Origin of the sequence: Pseudomonas sp. RIT409, from assembly GCF_003052515.2 — a bacterium.
In the GTDB taxonomy this organism is placed as follows: domain Bacteria; phylum Pseudomonadota; class Gammaproteobacteria; order Pseudomonadales; family Pseudomonadaceae; genus Aquipseudomonas.
Genome location: NZ_QARE02000018.1, coordinates 69,363 through 89,021 on the forward strand (window position 1 = coordinate 69,363; position 19,659 = coordinate 89,021).

Here is a 19,659-nt window from a genome sequence, read left to right on the forward strand (position 1 = left end):
CGGTTAAACCTGTTAATCGCACCTGACTAGAAGCTTAGACGCTGGGAGGGGGAGGTGAAAAAATTGTGAGCGGACCGGATTGGGTGCGGCCGCGTTGGGGATATTGGGCATCTGTCGATGTAGGCCGATGTCGGCGTTCAAAGACCGCCTTCTTATATTTTTGCTGGGAAGCCTGAGCTCTATCGTTGAAGCCTCGAACTGGCCAATGCAAAGAGCCGTTTTGTAGGGGGTTCTCTGTTTATATCGGTCTGGGTTGACCGGTGATGTACATCCTGATTACGTCCAAATTTATTAAGTTTTTAGATTGGGTAAAAACAAATTAAAAGAATGATCAATATGAATAATGAAAAAAGTATGGCCTGGTTTCACTCGGCGTCGCCACGGTCGCTATGTTGGCATGAAGTACAGGGGCGACCGCTTCAACGTCATCACAGGCTTCAGTTCCTAGAAGTGTTGCTGCGTCGCTAACCCTTCTTTTCGGTCAGGCGTGGTGAGGCTGAATTTGAATGTTTCCAGCGCGTTTTTCAGCTCATTAAGGGCCCCCTCTGCCAAGAGCTCCATTCCCCAAGCGTCAAAAAGTCTGCATGTCCAGCAGCACTCGCCCTCTTTTAGCGGAATCATCCCGGTTCTCCAGAGATCCTCATCCCTTGAGTAATTACGGTTCAAATCCTCAGCGGTGACGCTGGTTGGAAAGCAGCTTTTCGGGAGGAAGCGGTCGACTACGTAGAGTGTTTGCCTTTGCATCGCGCCCAGGTCTTCAGGGCAACTCCAGGTTTCGGGAAGCTCGCCAGAGGGCATTTCCGTCACCCGGTACTCATTTATCAACAGCTCGGATCTTTTGATTTCCATTTTCATTCCCTCACTGATTTATCCATACCCCTCGCATAACGGTCGTCAGCGAAAAATCTTTGCCTGATAAACCAGTAGGAAATTTCCGAAGTGCATCCCGAGCGTGAACCCGTTCTCAAACCCTCGCCACCTGCGCCGCCTTAGGGCTCCCCAAACGCTTGTTCAACTCCAGCCAGTTCGACAACAGCAGCATCAAACCCAGCCCCAGCAGCGCTGTAATCACGCGCATCTGCCAGGCGTCATTGGCCAGGGCGTTGACACCGTCGGCCAACGGGGCGAGGAGGACGCCCAGGCAGAAGATCTCCAGTGAGTAACGTCCCATGCGGCAGGTTTGCCGGGCGGGCCAGTTCTCCAGCCAGGCGTGGGAGGCGGGCAGCAGCCTGGCGACGACATACACCAGCGCCACGAAGTGCAGGAGACGCAGGGGTGACAGATCGGTCTTGCTGATCGGGTAGATCAGATCAGATAGCGCCGTGGGCATCAGCGCGTCGTGAACGGCGGGAAATTTCCACAGGAAGGTGAGCGTGCCCGCGGCCAGCAGGTACAGGGCTGCAGCGAGAAACAAGGGCTGTCGCCAGACAGGGCGACGCTGAGGCAAAGGGACGCAGGGGCGTTGCGTGTACAGCGCAAAGGCGCCGCCGAACACGAAGATCAGTTGCCAGGCCACTGGGTTGAAATACCAGTATCCACCGCCTTCGTACGCCCGCAAGTTCCAGCCGAACAGCGGAACCATCATGTACAGCGCGATCGACAGCGCCACGGCGACCGCCACATTGCGCAGCAAAATCGGCAGGATCAAAGGCAGTGCCCCCATGAGCAGGATGTACAGGGGCAGCGGGTCGGTGAGGTTGGGTTTGAAGCGCAGCAGCAATTCGTCGGCCAGTGCCTGCTGAGGATTGCCGACGAAGTATTCCAGGCCCATCTCGCGCACCATGTCGCGCGTGTCCACATGGTTGTTGGCCACGAAGACGATGCCCATCAGCAAGGTCAGCAGGAAGATATGCGCGACGTACAGCACCCAGGTCCTGCGCAAGATGCGCAGGCAGGCGACGGTGTAGCCATCGCGCTGGGCAACCCGTCCATAGGCGAGCACTGCGGCATAACCGGCGAGGAAAACGAACACCTCGGCGGCATCGCTGAAGCCAAAATTGCGCAAGGTCAGTTGCGCGAAGGGATTTTCCGGTACGTGATCCCAAAAAATGAAGATCAGCGCCAGGCCCCGAAAAAAATCGATGCGAGGGTCGCGTTCGTTCGTCATGACGATGAACTCTACAGTCTGTTTCAAAGAAGAGGGTCTGCCCTGGCCAGGGTTCAATGCGAGGAGGCGGGGCGGATCAGCGGCGCGCAGAGTCGCGCTTTGGCGAGTTAAAAGCAAAGTCGGGGATATTACAGAATGTTGACAGGCCGCTCCGCCCAGCGGCGCTGCGGCCCTGTCACCGTCAGGGCTGCGATGGCAATGAGGCAGCCCTCACCGCCATCGTATCCGCTGTTGGCCGCACAAGCGGCCCCTTAATCGATTTCGTTTGGCTCGAAGCTGTCAGCCCGTGCCATGCGCCACATCCGCGAGTAGAAACTGTCGTCAACGATCCCGTTGAGTAACTGACCTGGCTGCAGGAAGACGTGGGATTGCGAAAATAGCTTGATCTCGGTCGCTGACTGACGACGGACCAAGTGCTTGGCCTCAAGCTGCGAAGGCGCGTCAAGGCCCGCTGCGGCGATCATTTCGGCCAAGGCATGGAGCGTGCTGCGATGGAAGTTGTACACCCGCTGCGCCTTGTCAGGCACCACCAGGGCACGCTGTCGCAACGGGTCCTGGGTCGCCACGCCGGTGGGGCATTTGTTGGTGTGACAGGACTGGGACTGAATGCAGCCGATCGCGAACATGAAGCCCCGCGCCGAGTTCGCCCAGTCGGCGCCGATGGCCAGCACGCTGGCAATGTCGAATGCGCTGACAATCTTGCCGCTGGCGCCCAGCTTGATCTTGTCGCGCAGGTTCAGACCCACCAGCGTGTTGTGCACGAACAACAGCCCCTCGCGCATCGGCACACCCATGTGGTCAGTGAATTCCACCGGGGCTGCACCGGTGCCGCCCTCGGTGCCGTCAACGACGATGAAGTCAGGCAGGATGCCGGTATCCAGCATCGCTTTGGCGATCCCCATGAACTCCCAGGGGTGGCCCAGGCAGAGCTTGAAGCCCACGGGTTTGCCGCCCGAGAGCTCGCGCAACCGAGCGATGAACTGAAGCATTTCCATTGGCGTGGAGAACGCGCTGTGACGCGAGGGCGAGATGCAGTCTTCACCCATCGGAATGCCACGGGTTTCTGCGATTTCACGGGTGACCTTGTGCTTCGGCAAAATGCCGCCGTGGCCTGGCTTGGCGCCTTGGCTCATTTTGATTTCGATCATCCGCACCTGAGGATCCTGCGCCTGCTTGGCGAATCGCTCCGGGTCGAAGCGGCCGTCTTCGGTGCGGCACCCGAAATAGCCGCTGCCCAGCTCCCAGGTCAGGTCGCCGCCGTGCTCGCGGTGGTAGGGGCTGATGCTGCCCTCGCCGGTGTCGTGGGCAAAGTTGCCGAGTTTCGCGCCTTTGTTCAGGGCGCGGATGGCATTGGCACTGAGGGAACCGAAGCTCATGGCGGAGATGTTGAAGATCGACGCCGAATAGGGCTGTTTGCACTGGGGCCCGCCGACCATCACACGAAACTGGTTGGGGTCGGCCAGCGGCGCGGGGCGCATCGAGTGGCTGATGAATTCGAACCCGGTCTGGTAGACATCGATCAGCGTGCCGAAGGGCTTGTCAGCCGATTCATTCTTGGCGCGCGCATAGACCAGCGAACGCTGGGCCCGGGAAAAAGGCAGGGCGTCGCTGTCGGCTTCGAGCAGGTACTGGCGGATTTCCGGACGGATGGTTTCCACGGCATAACGGATGTTGCCCAGGATCGGGTAATTGCGACGCACCGAATGCGGGACTTGGATCAGATCGAAAATACCGATCAGGCTGAGGATTGCGGTGGTGAGGGTGAACGGCCATAGCCACTCGTGATGCAGAAACGGAAGGCTCAGCAGGGTAAAAAGCACGCAGCCCACGAAGAAGGCGTAGCGACTGAGAAGCGACAGGCTCATAGGCGATCCTTTAGGTCTTTACACGGTAAATACGGTAGCGCTGTGCCGCGCCTTTGTTTCGGCAAGACGTTTCCGGCTTCAGGCACTCTGCGCCTGAAGGAAAATCGAGAACAGCTCGGACTGCGATTTGATCCCCAATTTGCTGTAGATGTGTTTCTTGTGTACGCGGACGGTCTCGGCGGAGATAGCCAGTTTGCGCGCAATTTCCTTGCTCGAGCAGCCGCTGAGCATCAAACGGCCTACGTCCAGTTCTCGCGCCGTCAACTGCGCACCGCGGCTCTGCTGCACCGAGGCCTCCAATTGCGCGCGCCAGTCGCTGGCAGGCAGCTGAGGCGCGGTTAGTTCCTGATCGGGCGGGATCTCGCCAGTGGGCTCAGCCAGTTCGAAGGGCAGGCGTTGGCGCAGCAGGGCAATGACCCAGGGTTGAATCAGCGACAGCAGCGCTAATTGCTCGGGATCGAAGCGGCGCGTCGAGCCCAGCGACAGGCAGAGCGTGCGGTCGGCATCGAGTTGGCAATTGAACTGGATTTCATCGGCGACCACGTTCAGCCGGAAATAGCGCTGGTAGTACTCAGTCAGTTCGAAGTGCTCCGGCGCGACTTCGGCCAGGCGAAACAGACCGCTTTGCGAACGCTCGCGGCTGGCGATGTAGAAGGGATCGAGCAGGTAAAGGCCTTTGAGATAATCCTGGAACAACTGGTCGGGGCTGCCGTCCTCGCCGGGGGATTCGGCAAACACTTGCGGGCGTTGCCCGGAGCCAAACTGCAGCACCACCCAACTATCGAAGGTGACGTATTGGTGAAGCAGACGCACCAATTGGGCCCAGAAATTCGGTCGGTCCAGCGCTTCGATCAGTTGCGCGACCGAGCGATGCCAGGCGATGTCCTGAAGTGCGATGGTCATGACTCTACCCCTATTGGGTTACTACAGCTGCGTAATACCCCGTAACACGTGCTGATGCGCATACTGCCCGCACAGCCAAGGGTCAGGCCAGCATTTTGTGCCTGATCGGCCACGCCATTCGATAAGGAGAACCCATGAAGGTCGAATTCGCCCAACTGTCGGGCCAGGACAATGGCACGCGCCATAACCTGGAACGGGCGCTGAATGCGATCGCGGCATGCGCTGCAGACACGGCACTGATCGTGTTCCCGGAAACGCACCTGATGGGCTTTCCTTCCCGCGAAACCGTGGCGGCAGTGTCCGAGCCACTGGACGGCCCTACCGTTCGGGCCGTGCAAGAGGCTGCCCGCCAGCGCGACGTGTCGGTGGTGATCGGCATGGCCGAAAACGACAATGGCCATTTCTACAACACCACGCTGCTCATCACTGCGCAGGGCATAGCGCTGCGCTACCGCAAGACCCACCTGTGGGCGTCGGATCGAGGGGTGTTCACGCCGGGTGACCGGTACGCGACGTGCCTGTGGAACGGGGTCCGGGTCGGCCTGTTGATCTGCTACGACATCGAGTTCCCCGAGTCGGCCCGTGCCCTGGCGCAACTGGGCGCCGAGCTACTCATCGTCACCAACGGCAATATGGACCCCTACGGCCCGACTCACCGTACCGCGATCATGGCCCGCGCTCAGGAAAACCAGGCGTTCGCGCTCATGGTCAACCGGGTGGGCGAGGGCGATGGCGGGCTGGTGTTCGCCGGGGGCAGTGCGCTGGTCGATCCGTTCGGCACCCTGCTCGTGGAAGCCGGGCGCGATGAGTGCCAGTTCTCTGCCGAGCTAGACCTGCGTCAGCTTCAGGCGGCCCGTCGGGATTACCGCTATCTGGACGACCAGCGCTTGCGCCTGCCGGGCGAAGTGACCGAGCTGGCCAACGGCGTGCGCGAGCTGTTGATTCCCCGATACACCTGAACGCTGTCCCCAACGGGCGCCGCTGCAACGAGCGCCCGTGGGTTGCCATTAAAAGAAAAGCCTTTGTTCTGCCGAACTTTCCTCTGCCATAAAACCTATAAATTCGGAGTAGTCGCTCATGGTTCGTTTGCAACGCACCCTTTCATTAGGGTCGGTGGTGCTCTTTGGCATCGCCTACATGACCCCCATCATCGTGCTCGGGACATTCGGCATCCTTGCACAGTCCACCGGCGGGATGGTTCCCGCGTCTTATCTTGCGGCACTGGTGGCAATGTTCTTCACCGCCATGAGCTATGGTCGCATGGCGGCGGCATTCCCCGTGGCGGGCTCGGCGTACAGCTATGTGCGCAAGGCGATCAGCCCCAAGCTGGGTTTCATCGCCGGTTGGGCGGTGCTGCTCGATTACCTGTTCCTGCCCATGGCCATCTGGCTGATCGGCGCGGCGTACCTCGGTTCGGCGTTCCCCTCGGTGCCGCAACCGGTCTGGGTGCTGGCCTTCATCGTCGTGACCAGTCTGATCAATATCGTCGGCCTGAAACTGGCCAACACCGTCAACGCCTTGCTGATGATCATCCAGTTTCTGGTGCTCGCCGCGTTTGTGGCGCTGTGCATTCACTACGTCGGCGGCGATGCCAGCAAACCGCTGTGGACACTGACCCCGTTCCTCAACGGAGACATGCAGGTGCCGCTGATCATGAGCGGTGCGGCCATTGCCTGCTATTCGTTCCTGGGCTTCGACGCGGTCAGTACCCTGACCGAAGAAACCCGTGACCCACGTCGTACCATTCCGAAAGCGATCATGCTGATCACCCTGATCGGCGGCCTGATCTTTGTGGGCGTGTCCTATTTCGTGCAGTTGGCCCACCCTTCGGCGCAATTCGAGAACGTCGACTCTGCCGCATACGAGATCGCCCGCAACATCGGTGGCGACCTGTTCGTGACGATCTTTCTCATCGGGTTGATCGTCGGACAGTTCGCTTCAGGCTTGTCTGCCCAGGCGAGTGGCTCGCGGCTGCTGTATGCGATGGGGCGCGACGGCGTGCTGCCCAAGTCTTTCTTCGCCGGCCTCAGCGAGCGTTTCGGCACGCCGGTCAACAGCATCCTGCTGTGTGCGGCCGTGGCTTTGCTGGCGCTCAAACTGGACGTGACCACTTCGACTTCGTTCATCAACTTCGGGGCTTTCCTGGCGTTCAGCCTGGTCAACCTCTCGGTGATCTTCCATTACTGGATCGCAGGCGACAAACGCGGCGTGCGCGAGCTGGTGCTGTTTTTGGTGTGCCCGCTGATCGGGTTGGTGGCGGACCTGTGGCTGATGGTCAGCCTGGACAAACTGGCGATCATGCTCGGTGTCGGCTGGCTGGTGCTCGGTGGCGTCTACCTGGCATGGCTCACCGGTGGGTTCCGCCGTCAGCCGCCTGAAATGGATTTTCAGGAAGCGGCCTGATCTGACGTGACACCTAACCCGTAGGAGCGCGCTTGCCCGCGACAGCGTCGGGTCAGTTGGCAGCGCAGTGTCTGGCAGTGCGCGCAATCGCGGGCAAGCGCGCTCCTACAGCGGCTGCGGTGAGATTTTTCGCTGCATTTCGTCAAGCAATTGCGGGCACAGGAAGCGGCGTGATCTGACGTGACATCTTACCCGTAGGAGCGCGCTTGCCCGCGACAGCGTCGGGTCACTTGACACCGCAGTGTCTGGCAGTGCGCAATCGCGGGCAAGCGCGATCCTACAGCGGCTGCGGTGAGGTTTTTCGCTGCATTTCGTCAAGCAATTGCGGGCACAGGAAGCGGCGTGATCCGACGTAACACCTAACCCGTAGGAGCGCGCTTGCCCGCGACAGCGTCGGGTCAGTTGACAGCGCAGTGTCTGGCAGTGCGCAGTCGCGAGCAAGCGCGCTCATACAGCGGCTGCGGTGAGGTTTTTTGCTGCATTTGGTCGAGCAATTGCGGGCATAGGAAGTGGCGTGATCTGACGTGACACCTTACCCGTAGGAGCGCGCTTGCCCGCGACAGCGTCGGGTCAGTTGACAGCGCAGTGTCTGGCAGTGCGCAGTCGCGGGCCAGCGCGCTCCTACAGCGGCTGCGGTGAGTTTTTTGCTGCTTTTGGTCAAGCAATCGCAGGCACAGGAAGCGGCCTGATCTGACGTGGCACCTTACCCGTAGGAGCGCGCTTGCCCGCGACAGCGTCGGGTCAGTTGGCAGCGCAGTGTCTGGCAGTGCGCAATCGCGGGCAAGCGCGCTCCTACAGCGGCTGCGGTGAGATTTTTCGCTGCATTTCGTCAAGCAATACGGGGGCAGGACTGGACTAACGGTGCAAATTGCTTTTAGCTCTGCGACCTGAAATCCAGGAGCTTCCCCTTTGAAAAAGTCAGTCGCCATCGTCTTCGGTGGGCAATCCTCCGAACATGAAGTGTCGTTGCAATCGGCGCGCAACGTGATCAATGCGATTGATCGCAACACCTACTACGTCACCCTGATCGGCATCGACAAGCAGGGCCATTGGCTGCGTTTCGATGAACGCGATTATCTGCAGAACGCCAACGATCCAGCGCACATCAGGCTCAGCGATTCCGGTCGTCTGCTGTCCTTGTTGCCGGGCTCACAGGGGCCGCAGTTCGTTGAAGTCGAGACGGGGCTGGAGGTGCCGCGCATCGATGTGGTGTTCCCGCTGATCCATGGCAGCACCGGCGAAGATGGCGCGCTGCAAGGCCTGCTGCGCTTGCTCGACATCCCCTGCGTCGGCCCTGACGTGTTGGGCTCGGCGGTGTGCATGGACAAGGACGTGACCAAACGCCTGCTGAGGGACGCCGGTATCGCCGTGGCGCCGTTTGCGGTTCTGCATCGGGGCGACTCGGTGGATTTCCTCAGTGTTTCAGCGCAGCTGGGCCTGCCGCTGTTCGTCAAACCGGCCAGTCAGGGTTCGTCGGTCGGCGTCAGCAAGGTGACCGACGAGGCGAGCTACGCCGCCGCGTTGAAGCTGGCGTTCGACTATGACCACAAGGTTCTGATCGAACAGGGCATCGTCGGGCGTGAAGTCGAATGCGCAGTCCTGGGCAATGCGGCCCCGACGGTCAGTGTGTGCGGTGAAGTGGTCGCCAATGACGATTTCTATGCTTATGACACTAAATACCTGAACGACGGCCAGGCGCGCATCGCCATCCCCGCCGACTTGCCCCTCGACCTTAGCGATGAAGTGCGTGAAGTGGCGTTGCAGGCCTACCGTGTGCTCGGCTGCGCCGGGCTGTCACGGGTGGACTTCTTCGTCACCGAGGCGCGCGAGATCATCATCAACGAGGTCAATACCTTGCCAGGCTTCACCTCGATCAGCATGTACCCGAAATTGTGGCAGGCCAGCGGTTTGAGCTATCCGGAATTGATCGACCGCTTGATCGGCCTCGCCCTGGAACGGGCTGAGGACATGCGAGCGCTGAAAACCGAGGTGGTGCTGTGAAGGTGATACGGATCGCGGCTGCGCTGCTGATCGGTGCCGATGGTCGGACCCTGCTGGTGCGTAAGCGCGGCACCCAGGCGTTCATGCAGCCGGGGGGCAAGATCGACGCCGGCGAGTCGGCGGCCCAAGCGCTGGGCCGGGAGTTGAACGAGGAGTTGGGGTTGGTCGTCGATGCTGCGCAAGCGCAATTCCTCGGCGAGTTTTCCGCTGTTGCAGCCAACGAGCCAGGTTTCGAGGTGAACTGTCAGTTGTATCGGCTCGATGTCGATCAGGCGGTCAACCCGGCCGCTGAAATCGAAGAGATCCTCTGGGTCGACGGCGGCAGCCTCGACCACCTGCACTTGGCGCCGCTGACCCGGGACTCGATTCTTCCCTTGTACCGAAGCCTGCAGTTGGCTTGAGCGCTCCCCCCGAACCTGGAGGAGCGGACGCGTTACCCCAAGGCGGCGCGGTCACCGCACCGCGCTGACGCCGTCCAGTGTCGAAAACGACGTGTCCTTCGCCGTCAGCAGGAAGTCGCGCATGTAGGGTGCATCCAGCATGTCCGCGCGAATCGCCGCATAAAGCGTTGCGAACAGGCCTTTGTCCCCCAGCCGCTTGGCTTTCACGTAACCCCGTGAGCTGTATTCATGCAGCGCCCAGTGCGGCATCCCGCATACGCCGCGACCACTGGCGACGAGTTGCATCATCATGACGGTCAGTTCCGACGTGCGCACTTGCGCAGGCTCGATGTCCGCAGGCTCCAGAAAGCGGGTGAAGATATCCAGCCGATCACGCTCCACCGGGTAGGTGATCAGCGTTTCGCTGGCCAGGTCTTCCGGCACCACGAACGGCTTGCCCGCCAGAGGGTGCTGGTTGGCAACCGCCAGCATGGCTTCGTAGGTGAACAGCGGCACGTAAGTAATGCCGGGCAAGTCCACCGGGTCGGAGGTCACCACCAGATCCAGATCCCCGCGCGCCAAGGCAGGCAGCGGAGCGAAGGCGAAACCGGACGCCAGATCGAGTTCCACCTCGGGCCACGCGTCACGGAATTGATCGATCGTCGGCATCAGCCACTGAAAACAACTGTGGCACTCAATGGCCATGTGCAGACGTCCTGCCACACCACCGGCCAGACGCGAAATGTCGCGTTCGGCATTGCGCAATTGCGGCAGCACCGAGTCGGCCAGTTGCAGCAGGCGCAAACCCGCGCTGGTGAAGCGCACGGGTTTGGTCTTGCGCACGAACAACGGCATGCCCATGCGCTCTTCCAATTCCTTGAACTGGTGGGAAAGGGCCGACTGAGTCAGGTGAAGCCGGTCGGCGGCATCGACCAGGCTGTCGGCCTCGCGCAGCGCGTGCAGAGTTTTGAGGTGGCGAATTTCAAGCACCGTGGCGCTCCATGAATGAATTTTGTGATCAACGCGAAAACAATGAGTTTGTCTCATGTCCTTCGCGCTGTCGACAATGGCGACCTATTTCGAATGGAGTTGCCATCATGGCTTTGGCCCATAACCTTGGATTCCCCCGCATCGGTGCCGATCGCGAACTGAAAAAAGGCCTTGAAGCCTATTGGAAAGGCGAAATCGATCAGCCCGCGCTGCAAGCCGTTGGCCGCGATCTGCGTGCCGCTCATTGGCAGGTGCAAAAAGAAGCCGGGATCGAGTTGCTGCCGGTCGGCGATTTCGCCTGGTACGACCAGGTACTGGCTCATTCCCTGACGCTGGGTGCCATACCTGAGCGGTTCGCCGCAACCCGCGACGATAAGGGGTTGCCGACGCTGGGCACGCTGTTCGCCATGGCGCGCGGCGCCGCCGGCCCGTGCTGTGGCGCAACCCACGGCGCAGTAGGGTATGCGCAGGAACTGACCAAATGGTTCGATACCAACTACCACTACCTGGTCCCGGAGTTTACTGAAGACCAGCGGTTCAGCCTGAGCTGGACCCAACTGTTCGATGAAGTCGACGAGGCGCTGGCCTTGGGGCATCAGGTCAAGCCGGTGATCATCGGTCCGCTGACGTACCTGTGGCTGGGCAAGGCCAAAGGGGACGGTTTCGACAAGCTCGACCTGCTGGATCGCCTGCTGCCGATTTACGGCGAGATCCTCGGCCGTCTGGCGGGGCAGGGCGTCGAGTGGGTGCAGATCGATGAGCCGATCCTCTGCCTCGACCTGCCTCAGGACTGGAAAACCGCTTTTGAGCGTGCCTATCACAGCCTGCAATACTCGCCACTGAAAAAATTGATCGCCACTTACTTCGGCGGACTGGAAGACAATCTGGGCCTGGCGGTCTCGCTGCCGGTGCACGGCCTGCATGTCGATCTGGTTCGGGCGCCCGAGCAATTGCCCGCATTGTTGGACCGTTTGCCCAGCTACAAAGTGTTGTCATTGGGCGTGGTCAACGGTCGCAACGTCTGGCGTTGTGATCTGGAAGCCGCACTCGAACGCCTGATCGAAGCCCAGTCGCGGTTTGCCGACAACCTGTGGGTCGCCGGCTCCTGTTCGTTACTGCACAGTCCGGTCGATCTGCAGCGTGAGGATCAGCTCGACGCGGAGCTGAAAGGCTGGCTGGCGTTCGCTACGCAAAAGTGCGGGGAAATCGCCATTCTCGGCAAGGCCCTCCATGATGCTCAGGCGCCAGACGTCCAAGCGGCGCTGGCGCAGAGCCGTGCCGTTCAGCTGAGCCGCAAACAATCGCCACGCATCCATAAGGCGCAGGTCCAGGCTCGGCTGTCGGCGATCAAGGCCGACGACTTCCAACGCCAGTCGACCTTTGCCAAGCGCATCGCCGTGCAACGCGCTCGCCTGGCGCTGCCTGCCTTCCCGACAACGACCATCGGCTCCTTCCCGCAGACGGCTTCGATCCGTCTGGCCCGCCAGGCTTGGAAGCAGGGGAAACTGTCCGCCAACGATTACCACGACGCCATGCGCGCGGAAATTCGTCACGCGGTGGACATTCAACAGCGTCTCGGGCTGGATGTCCTGGTGCATGGCGAGGCTGAGCGCAACGACATGGTCGAATACTTCGCCGAGCAACTGGACGGCTATGTGTTCACCCGCTTCGGCTGGGTGCAGAGCTATGGTTCGCGATGCGTCAAGCCCGCTGTGATCTACGGCGACCTCAGCCGTCCGCAGGCGATGACCGTCCGCTGGAGCGAGTACGCCCAGAGCCTCACTGACAAGGTGATGAAAGGCATGCTGACCGGGCCTGTGACCATGCTGATGTGGTCTTTCCCGCGTGAGGATGTGTCGCGCAAGGTCCAGGCGCAGCAATTGGCGCTGGCCCTTCGCGATGAAGTTGTCGACCTCGAGCAGGCCGGCATCAAGATCGTGCAGATCGACGAAGCGGCGTTTCGTGAAGGCTTGCCCTTGCGCCGTGCACAATGGGATGAATACCTGGAGTGGGCCGTTCAGGCGTTTCGTCTGTGTGCCTCCGGGGTGCGGGATGAAACACAGATCCACACGCACATGTGCTACAGCGAATTCAACGATGTCATCGAAGCGATCGCCGCCATGGATGCCGATGTGATCACCATCGAAACCTCGCGCTCGGACATGGAACTGCTGGAAGCCTTCAAGGCCTTCGCTTACCCCAACGACATCGGGCCTGGGGTATACGACATTCATTCGCCGCGGGTGCCCGACAAGGAAGAGATGGTCAGGCTGATGAGCAAGGCGGCCCAGTGCATCCCTGCCGAGCGGTTGTGGGTCAACCCGGATTGCGGTCTGAAAACCCGCGCCTGGCCAGAAACCGAGGCTGCGCTGGTGAACATGGTGGCTGCCGCCCGGCAACTGCGCTCGGAACTGGCTCCAGTGCCAAGTGAAAGTTCGTCCGTGGGCAAACGCGCTGCGACCGTGTGAGCGGCGCACCGTTGGCTGTATTAAGGCTGTGACCGTTCCCACGCTCCGTGGGAGCGCGTCCGTCAAAGGATCGGGTTAGCGACCGGCGGCTCCATCAAGCCGCTGCCGCTAAGCCGCCTTCATCAAAATGTCACGCAACTGTGGCAGCGCGCTTTGGAAAACTTCATCAGACTCGCGGCCTACTGGGTTTTTGCGTGTCGGGATTTTTTCCATGCGTTTCTTGTGTTTTCTGGCTGCGCTCCTGTGCAGCCTGTCCTCTCTTGCGGCCTCGCGTTGCGACCCCGACGTTCCCACCCAAGTGGCCGAGCTCGATGACGTGCATCTGGCGTACCAGAGCATTGGCCGGGTGAGCGATCCGGCATTGTTGCTGGTCATGGGGCTGGGCGGGCAGTTGATTCACTGGCCGGACGAGGTGGTCGTCGCCTTGTGCGAGCAAGGTTTTCGGGTGATCCGGTATGACAACCGCGATGTCGGGCTGTCGACCTGGGTCCAGGCACCCACGACCGCCAACCTCACCTATGAAGTGCTGCGTTACAAGATCGGGCTGCCGGTGACGGCCCCCTATACGCTGACCGACATGGCGCAGGACGCGTTGGGCCTGATGGATGCGCTGCACATTCAGCGGTTTCACGTCTTGGGTGCCAGCATGGGCGGCATGATTGCGCAGCATCTGGCCGACATGGCGCCTCCTCGCATCGAAAGCCTGACCCTGATCATGAGCAGTTCCGGGGCGCCGGGTTTGCCCATGCCCAGCCCTGCGCTGTTGCACCTGCTGGCGCGGCGAGGCGCAGCGGACCGTCAGGCTGCCCTGGAACAACAGGCCGATCTGCTTGCCGCATTGGGCAGCCCGGCCGTGAAGGACGATCGAAAGAAGCTGCTGCAACAAGCGGCGCTTGCCTACGACCGTGCCTTCAACCCCGAAGGGGTCAAACGGCAGATTCTGGCCATCCTCGCCGAACCCAGCCGCGTGGCGCTGCTCAATCGCCTGCGGGTGCCCACGCTGGTGGTGCATGGCACCGCCGATCCGCTGCTGCCAGTCATGCATGGCGTTCATCTGGCAGCGCATATCCAGGGTAGCCAGTTAAGACTCATTCCTGGCCTGGCCCACCGTTTCCAAGAGGCGTTCAAGGCGCCGTTGCTCGCCGCAGTGTTGCCGTATCTGCGACAGCATCGCGAGGACGGCTCGCCTATCGCGCAACTTTGAAAGAACCCCTATCTCCGAAGGCATGCGCGAGTTGGCGATCGCCATCTTTCGGTCATATGAGCCTTGACTGAAGCACCGTGCTCGCGAGCACAGGTTCTCCACGTTTTGTCGTGCAGTGACATGAGCGTATCGTGCACCTTTCCCTCTTTCGCACGAGGCTGTCATGAGCATTTCCCTGAAAATCGACTTCATTTCCGATGTGTCCTGCCCGTGGTGCATCATTGGCTTGCGCGCCCTGGACCAGGCGCTGGAGCACTTGAGCGATGAAGTTCGGGCGCAGATTCATTTTCAGCCCTTCGAGCTGAACCCGAAGATGGGCGCGCAAGGGCAGGACATTTTCGAACATATCGCTGAAAAATACGGTTCTACCCGAGAGCAATATCAGGCCAACGCCGAAAACATCCGCGAGCGCGGTGCGGAACTGGGCTTTGTCTTCAAGCAGGGAGAACGTCGTATCTACAACACCTTCGATGCGCATCGCCTGCTGCATTGGGCGGAGCAGGAGGGCAAGCAGAAGGCGCTGAAAGAAGCGCTGTTCACCGCCTATTTCAGCCACCACGCCGAGGTGTCATCTCACAAGGTACTGGCCGATGTCGCGCAAAAGGTGGGGCTTGATAGGGTGCGCGCTGAAGCCGTTCTCACCTCGGGCCAGTACGCCGCAGAAGTCCGCGAGCTCGAACACCTGTGGGTATCCCGAGGCGTCAGTTCGGTGCCGACCATCGTGTTCAACGATCACTATGCGATATCCGGTGGTCAGCCGGTGGACGTGTTCGTCAGCGCCATTCGTCAGATTGTCAGCGAGCAGTCGAGCGTCATCGACCCTGCCCCATGATGCGCTACGCTGAGTGACGCCCTGCGGGCCAGCGCGTTTCTGACAGCGGGCGAACGGTTCTTCGGGGCGGTAATCCGATGTCGCAGACGGAACGAATTTTCTTTTGCGATCAAAAAACTCCTTGCTCCCTTCAACCTTTTTCGGATATCAATTTGTACATGATTAGACAGGTTCGATTCGATAAGAAAAAACGTGTGGTCGATGAGCTCGCGCGCCGTATAGAAACCGGGCAGATGGGATCGGGCGAGCTGTTACCAGGTGAAAACCTGCTGGCTCAGGAATTCAATGTCAGCCGCGGGACGTTGCGAGAAGCGTTGTCCGAGCTCAAGCGTCGCAACTACATCGCGACCCAGACCGGTGTCGGTTCGATCGTCACCTACGATGGCATTTCGCTGGACCAACGCGCCGGGTGGGCGCAAGCGCTGGCCGATACCGGCGCCCGCGTCAGCACCGAAGTCCTGCGGCTGGTGGCAATCGAGCGGCCGGACCTCGAAAGCCGTTTCGGTACGGCGCGTTTCATTGCGTTGGACCGTCGCCGCACGGCGGAGGATGGCAATGTCGTTTCGCTGGAGCGGGTGCTGGTACCGGCGGTCGACGGGTTGGAAAACCTGCCTCAGGAGGGGCTGATCGACGACTCGCTGACCGTCACGATGGCCGCCCATGGCTACATTGGCGATCGCGGTGACCAGTGGATTGGCGCCGAGCCATTGAACGCTGATGACGCTGCGCTGTTGTTGCGTGAGCCTGGCACTGTGTTTCTCAAGGCGATACGAACGACGTTCGATCGCCGGGAGCGTTTCATGGAGCACGTGGAAAGTCTTTTGGACCCCGTGCATTTTCGTCTGCATCTGGCATTTGGATCGAGTACATGACTGCATTGATCGACATTCGCGAACGTGCGCAGGCCGCTTTTTATGGCTTGGCCCTTGGCGATGCCTTGGGCATGCCCACGCAATCGCTCAGCCGCGAGCAGATCAAGCAGCGCTATGGCCGTATCGTTACCCTGACCGCCGCCGATGCGGATCAACCGATTGCCCCTAACATGGCCGCTGGGTCGATCACCGACGACACCGAACAGGCGATCCTGGTTGCCGAGTTGCTGGTGGCTGGACAGGGCCGGATCCAGCCCTCGGACCTGGCCCAGACGCTGATCGATTGGGAAGCCGTCATGCAGGCCAAGGGTTCGCAGGACTTGCTTGGCCCGTCCACCAAGCGTGCCATCGAAATGATTCTGGCAGGCCATACCCCTGAGGAAGCAGGGCGCTTCGGTACCACGAACGGTGCGGCGATGCGTATCACGCCGGTGGGTATCGCAGCCGACGTCACCGAAGAAGCGTCGTTCGTCGAATCGGTCTTGCAGGCGTGCCAAGTCACCCACAACACGACACTGGGTATTTCCAGCGCGGCCGCCGTGGCGGCGGTGGTTTCGGCGGGAATCAACGGGGCCGACCTGAGCGCGGCGCTCGACATCGGCGCGCATCTCGCAGCAAGGGCCGAGCACCATGGGCACTGGGTCGCCGGCGCGCGTATTTCAGCCCGTATCGAATGGGCCCGGCGGTTGAGCGAGGACACGCCCTCTGCGCAATTGCCGGACGTGGTCTACGACGTCATCGGCACGTCGGTGGCCTCGCAGGAATCCGTGATCGCCGCTTTCGCCCTCGCGCAGCACGTTGCGATGGATCGGATATCGGCTTTCGATGCGCTATGCCTGGCCTCCAGCCTGGGCGGCGACACAGACACCATCGCGGCGATACTGGGGGCGATGACCGGTGCATGCCAGGGCATGACGGCTTGGCCGCAAGCCATGATCGAGCAGATCAAGGCCGTGAACCGCCTCGATCTTGAACCGATGGTCGACCGATTGCTGGCGCTGCGCGCGGCCTGACCACCGCCGAACATTGATTTGAATAAGACACACATCGCCCCGCGCTCGGCGGCGATACGGGGCTTGCTCGTCTTCAAGGGCCGTCCCGCACGACAAGGAAGTCCTTTACTTTACGTACTGCCCACAACCAGAACAAACGGCAACAGGAGCATCCACATGACATCATCCAACGCCAGTCAGGGCGCAGGACAGCTTGAAACACGCGGTATCGAGCCGGTTCCGGAAAATGAGTGCAACGGTCATCCGCTGCAACTGTTCTGGGTCTGGTTCGCGGCGAACATCAGTATTCTTGGCCTTCCACTGGGCGCGACCTTGGTGGCGTTCCGCGGCTTGTCCATCGGGCAGGCCATCGTCGTGGCCATTCTCGGTGCCGCGGGTTCCTTCGCCGTGGTCGGTGTCATTTCGATTGCGGGGCGCCGGGGCCGCGCGCCCAGCCTGACCCTCTCGCGCGCCATCTTCGGTGTACGGGGCAACATCGGCCCGACCATCGTGTCGCTGATGTCGCGCCTGGGCTGGGAGACGGTGAACACCACCACAGCAGCGTTCGTGCTGCTGTCGCTGTGTTCGATCTTGTTCGGCACTGCGGTCGAGGCGAAAAACTCACCCGGCCTGACCCTGCTGTTCATTGCCATCTTTGTGTTGATGACGCTCACTGTGTCCGGGCTTGGGCATGCGACGCTGTTGGTCATTCAGAAATGGGCCACCTACATCTTCGGCGCGCTGAACGTTCTGGTGGGTGGCTTCCTGATCGCCCACATCGATTGGAGCGCAGTGTTCAGCGCGACGCCAGCGCCCCTGAGCGCGATGATCATCGGTGTCGGCACCATGGCCGCGGGCACCGGCATCGGCTGGGCCAACGCGGGCGCCGACATGTCCCGCTATCAGCATCGCAGCGTCAAGGCGACCCGGCTCGTCGCCTCTGCAGCCTTCGGGGCTGGCATTCCGCTGGTCTTGTTAATCACCCTGGGCGGCTTGCTGTCGGTGGGCAACGACCACCTGGCTTCGGCGACCGATCCGATCATTGCGATCCGCGAACTGCTGCCGACCTGGATGGCCGTGCCCTACCTGATCACCGCCTTCGGCGGCCTGCTGCTGTCCAACAACCTTTCGGTGTATTCGGCGGGTCTGACCACCTTGACCCTCGGTTTGAAGATCAAACGCGTTCACGCGGTGATCGTCGACATCGTGGCCATCTTCGCCGGTTCGATCTACTTCATGCTGATCGCCGACAGTTTTTATGGTCCATTCATCACCTTCATTTCACTGCTGGCGGTGCCGATCACGGCCTGGGTGGGGATCTTCGTGGTGGACCTGATTCACCGTCACCTGTACTCGGCCAAGGACTTGATGGATGTCTCGCCCACCAGCGCCTATTGGTACAGCGGCGGTGTGGAGTGGCGTGCGGTGGGTGCCTGGGCGCTGGCCATCGTGCTCGGTTTCAGTTTCACCACCGTGGCGACCACGCCGGAAAACGTACTGTTCAAAGGTTTCCTTTCCGACTCCTGGTTCGGGCATAACGGGCTGGGCTGGATCGTGACCTTTGTGGTCGCTGGCGGCCTTTACGCCATACTCGGCGGTTCCCGCGACCGCCGCGTCGCCCCTGAAGAGGCTGCTCATGCCCGCTAGATTGTTCTACACCGGCCAGGTCGTAGTCGACCTGGTCATGGCCCTCGACGCGCTGCCCCGTTCGGGCGGCGATGTACTTGCCCGTTCGGCCAATTTCGAAACCGGGGGCGGGTTCAACGTAATGGCTGCGGCCTGTCGCAACGGCCTGCAGACGATATACCTCGGGCGGCACGGTCAAGGCCGCTTCGGTGATCTGGCGCGCCAGGCCATGGCCGCGGAAGGCATCGAGGTGGCGACTGCCGCCTCGACCGATCAGGACACCGGTTTGTCGGTGGCGTTGATCGAGCCGTCTGCGGAGCGTTCGTTCATCTCCTATGTGGGCGCCGAGGGCGGGTTGTCCGCTTCGGACTTGAACAGCCAGGTCGTGCAGGCAGAGGACTTCGTGTTTGTCAGCGGCTACAGCCTGCTGCACAAACACAAAGTGTCGACGCTGCTGAACTGGTTGGGTCAATTACCGCGAGAGGCATGGGTGGTATTCGATCCGGGCCCGTTGGTGAACTCACCCGACAGCACAGAAATGCAGTCGATGCTGCCCTTGATCGATCTGTGGACCAGCAACTGCGAAGAAGCGTTGCGCTTTACCGGTCGCCAGACCATCGCGGACGCGTTGGCACAACTGGCGCAATGGTTGAAGGTTGACGCGATGATCGTCGTGCGGGACGGCCCGAATGGCTGCTGGATTCGGCGAGACAACGCAACGCTGTCTGTCCCTGGCTTTCCGGTCGAGGCCATCGACACCAATGGCGCGGGTGATGCCCATGCCGGTGTGTTGCTGGCCGGATTGGCAGCGGGGCTTGGCGCGGAGCAAGCGGCGTTGCGGGCCAATGCGGCGGCGGCCATCGCGGTGACCCGTTGGGGTCCGGCGACCGCGCCAGTGGCGGCCGAGGTCGATCAATTGATTGGCGCATCGCCGTGAGAATGAACGGGCTCGTGAACGATTAGGTGCAGGCCGTTTGATCGGGCTGAATCAAGGTAGTTGCGAGCCAGCGTTCAGT

At 61.0% G+C, this 19,659-nt stretch carries 16 protein-coding genes; 11 read left to right on the plus strand and 5 right to left on the minus strand.

Annotated elements, in window-relative coordinates; genetic code table 11:
* Positions 1–444: 444 nt before the first annotated feature.
* The 4 genes from DBP26_RS20545 to DBP26_RS20560 all read right to left on the minus strand — a co-directional run bounded on the left by DBP26_RS20545 (position 445) and on the right by DBP26_RS20560 (position 4,875).
* Positions 445–849 carry a hypothetical protein gene (locus DBP26_RS20545; RefSeq protein ID WP_108239356.1) on the minus strand — a complete coding sequence of 135 codons (405 nt, stop codon included), beginning with the start codon at positions 847–849 and terminating at the stop codon, positions 445–447.
* A 115-nt stretch (positions 850–964) separates the two neighbouring features.
* Positions 965–2,107: an OpgC domain-containing protein gene (locus DBP26_RS20550; protein WP_108239357.1), complete on the minus strand. Its 1,143-nt coding sequence runs from the start codon at positions 2,105–2,107 to the stop codon at positions 965–967.
* A 251-nt stretch (positions 2,108–2,358) separates the two neighbouring features.
* A complete protein-coding gene (locus DBP26_RS20555; RefSeq protein WP_108239358.1) occupies positions 2,359–3,972 on the minus strand; it encodes an FMN-binding glutamate synthase family protein in 1,614 nt (537 codons plus the stop codon).
* A 78-nt stretch (positions 3,973–4,050) separates the two neighbouring features.
* Positions 4,051–4,875 carry a helix-turn-helix transcriptional regulator gene (locus DBP26_RS20560; protein WP_108239359.1) on the minus strand — a complete coding sequence of 275 codons (825 nt, stop codon included), beginning with the start codon at positions 4,873–4,875 and terminating at the stop codon, positions 4,051–4,053.
* A 134-nt stretch (positions 4,876–5,009) separates the two neighbouring features.
* On the opposite strand from DBP26_RS20560, the gene DBP26_RS20565 reads away from it, so the two are divergent.
* From DBP26_RS20565 to DBP26_RS20580, 4 genes are all read left to right on the plus strand, one after another.
* The gene (locus DBP26_RS20565; protein ID WP_108239360.1) at positions 5,010–5,834 is read left to right on the plus strand and encodes a carbon-nitrogen hydrolase family protein; all 825 of its coding nucleotides are present in this window, start codon (positions 5,010–5,012) and stop codon (positions 5,832–5,834) included.
* Between the two features lie 118 nt (positions 5,835–5,952).
* Entirely contained in the window at positions 5,953–7,278 is a 1,326-nt protein-coding gene (locus tag DBP26_RS20570; RefSeq protein ID WP_108239361.1) for an APC family permease, read from the plus strand.
* Between the two features lie 909 nt (positions 7,279–8,187).
* On the plus strand, positions 8,188–9,279 hold the full coding sequence (ddlA, locus tag DBP26_RS20575; RefSeq protein WP_108239362.1) for a D-alanine--D-alanine ligase: 1,092 nt from the start codon (positions 8,188–8,190) through the stop codon (positions 9,277–9,279).
* Positions 9,276–9,680, plus strand: coding sequence for an NUDIX domain-containing protein (locus DBP26_RS20580; RefSeq protein WP_108239363.1), 405 nt, complete (start codon positions 9,276–9,278; stop codon positions 9,678–9,680). Before ddlA ends, DBP26_RS20580 begins: the two co-directional genes overlap by 4 nt.
* Before the next feature lie 51 nt (positions 9,681–9,731).
* Here the strand turns inward: DBP26_RS20580 and metR are convergent, their stop codons facing one another.
* Positions 9,732–10,649, minus strand: coding sequence for a transcriptional regulator MetR (gene metR, locus DBP26_RS20585; protein ID WP_108239364.1), 918 nt, complete (start codon positions 10,647–10,649; stop codon positions 9,732–9,734).
* Between the two features lie 107 nt (positions 10,650–10,756).
* On the opposite strand from metR, the gene metE reads away from it, so the two are divergent.
* The 7 genes from metE to DBP26_RS20620 all read left to right on the plus strand — a co-directional run bounded on the left by metE (position 10,757) and on the right by DBP26_RS20620 (position 19,580).
* Complete coding sequence (gene metE / locus DBP26_RS20590) at positions 10,757–13,117, plus strand: 5-methyltetrahydropteroyltriglutamate--homocysteine S-methyltransferase (protein ID WP_108239365.1); 2,361 nt, start codon at positions 10,757–10,759, stop codon at positions 13,115–13,117.
* Positions 13,118–13,328: 211 nt separating this feature from the next.
* A complete protein-coding gene (locus DBP26_RS20595; protein ID WP_108239366.1) occupies positions 13,329–14,321 on the plus strand; it encodes an alpha/beta hydrolase in 993 nt (330 codons plus the stop codon).
* 163 nt (positions 14,322–14,484) lie between these two features.
* The gene (locus DBP26_RS20600) at positions 14,485–15,153 is read left to right on the plus strand and encodes a DsbA family oxidoreductase (protein ID WP_108239367.1); all 669 of its coding nucleotides are present in this window, start codon (positions 14,485–14,487) and stop codon (positions 15,151–15,153) included.
* A gap of 158 nt (positions 15,154–15,311) precedes the next feature.
* The gene (locus tag DBP26_RS20605) at positions 15,312–16,025 is read left to right on the plus strand and encodes a GntR family transcriptional regulator (RefSeq protein WP_177411095.1); all 714 of its coding nucleotides are present in this window, start codon (positions 15,312–15,314) and stop codon (positions 16,023–16,025) included.
* Positions 16,022–17,038, plus strand: coding sequence for an ADP-ribosylglycohydrolase family protein (locus tag DBP26_RS20610; RefSeq protein WP_108239368.1), 1,017 nt, complete (start codon positions 16,022–16,024; stop codon positions 17,036–17,038). Before DBP26_RS20605 ends, DBP26_RS20610 begins: the two co-directional genes overlap by 4 nt.
* Before the next feature lie 156 nt (positions 17,039–17,194).
* The gene (locus DBP26_RS20615; protein ID WP_108239369.1) at positions 17,195–18,664 is read left to right on the plus strand and encodes a cytosine permease; all 1,470 of its coding nucleotides are present in this window, start codon (positions 17,195–17,197) and stop codon (positions 18,662–18,664) included.
* Positions 18,654–19,580 (plus strand): PfkB family carbohydrate kinase, encoded by a 927-nt coding sequence (locus tag DBP26_RS20620; RefSeq protein ID WP_108239370.1) that lies wholly within the window; start codon positions 18,654–18,656, stop codon positions 19,578–19,580. Before DBP26_RS20615 ends, DBP26_RS20620 begins: the two co-directional genes overlap by 11 nt.
* Positions 19,581–19,659: the final 79 nt, after the last annotated feature.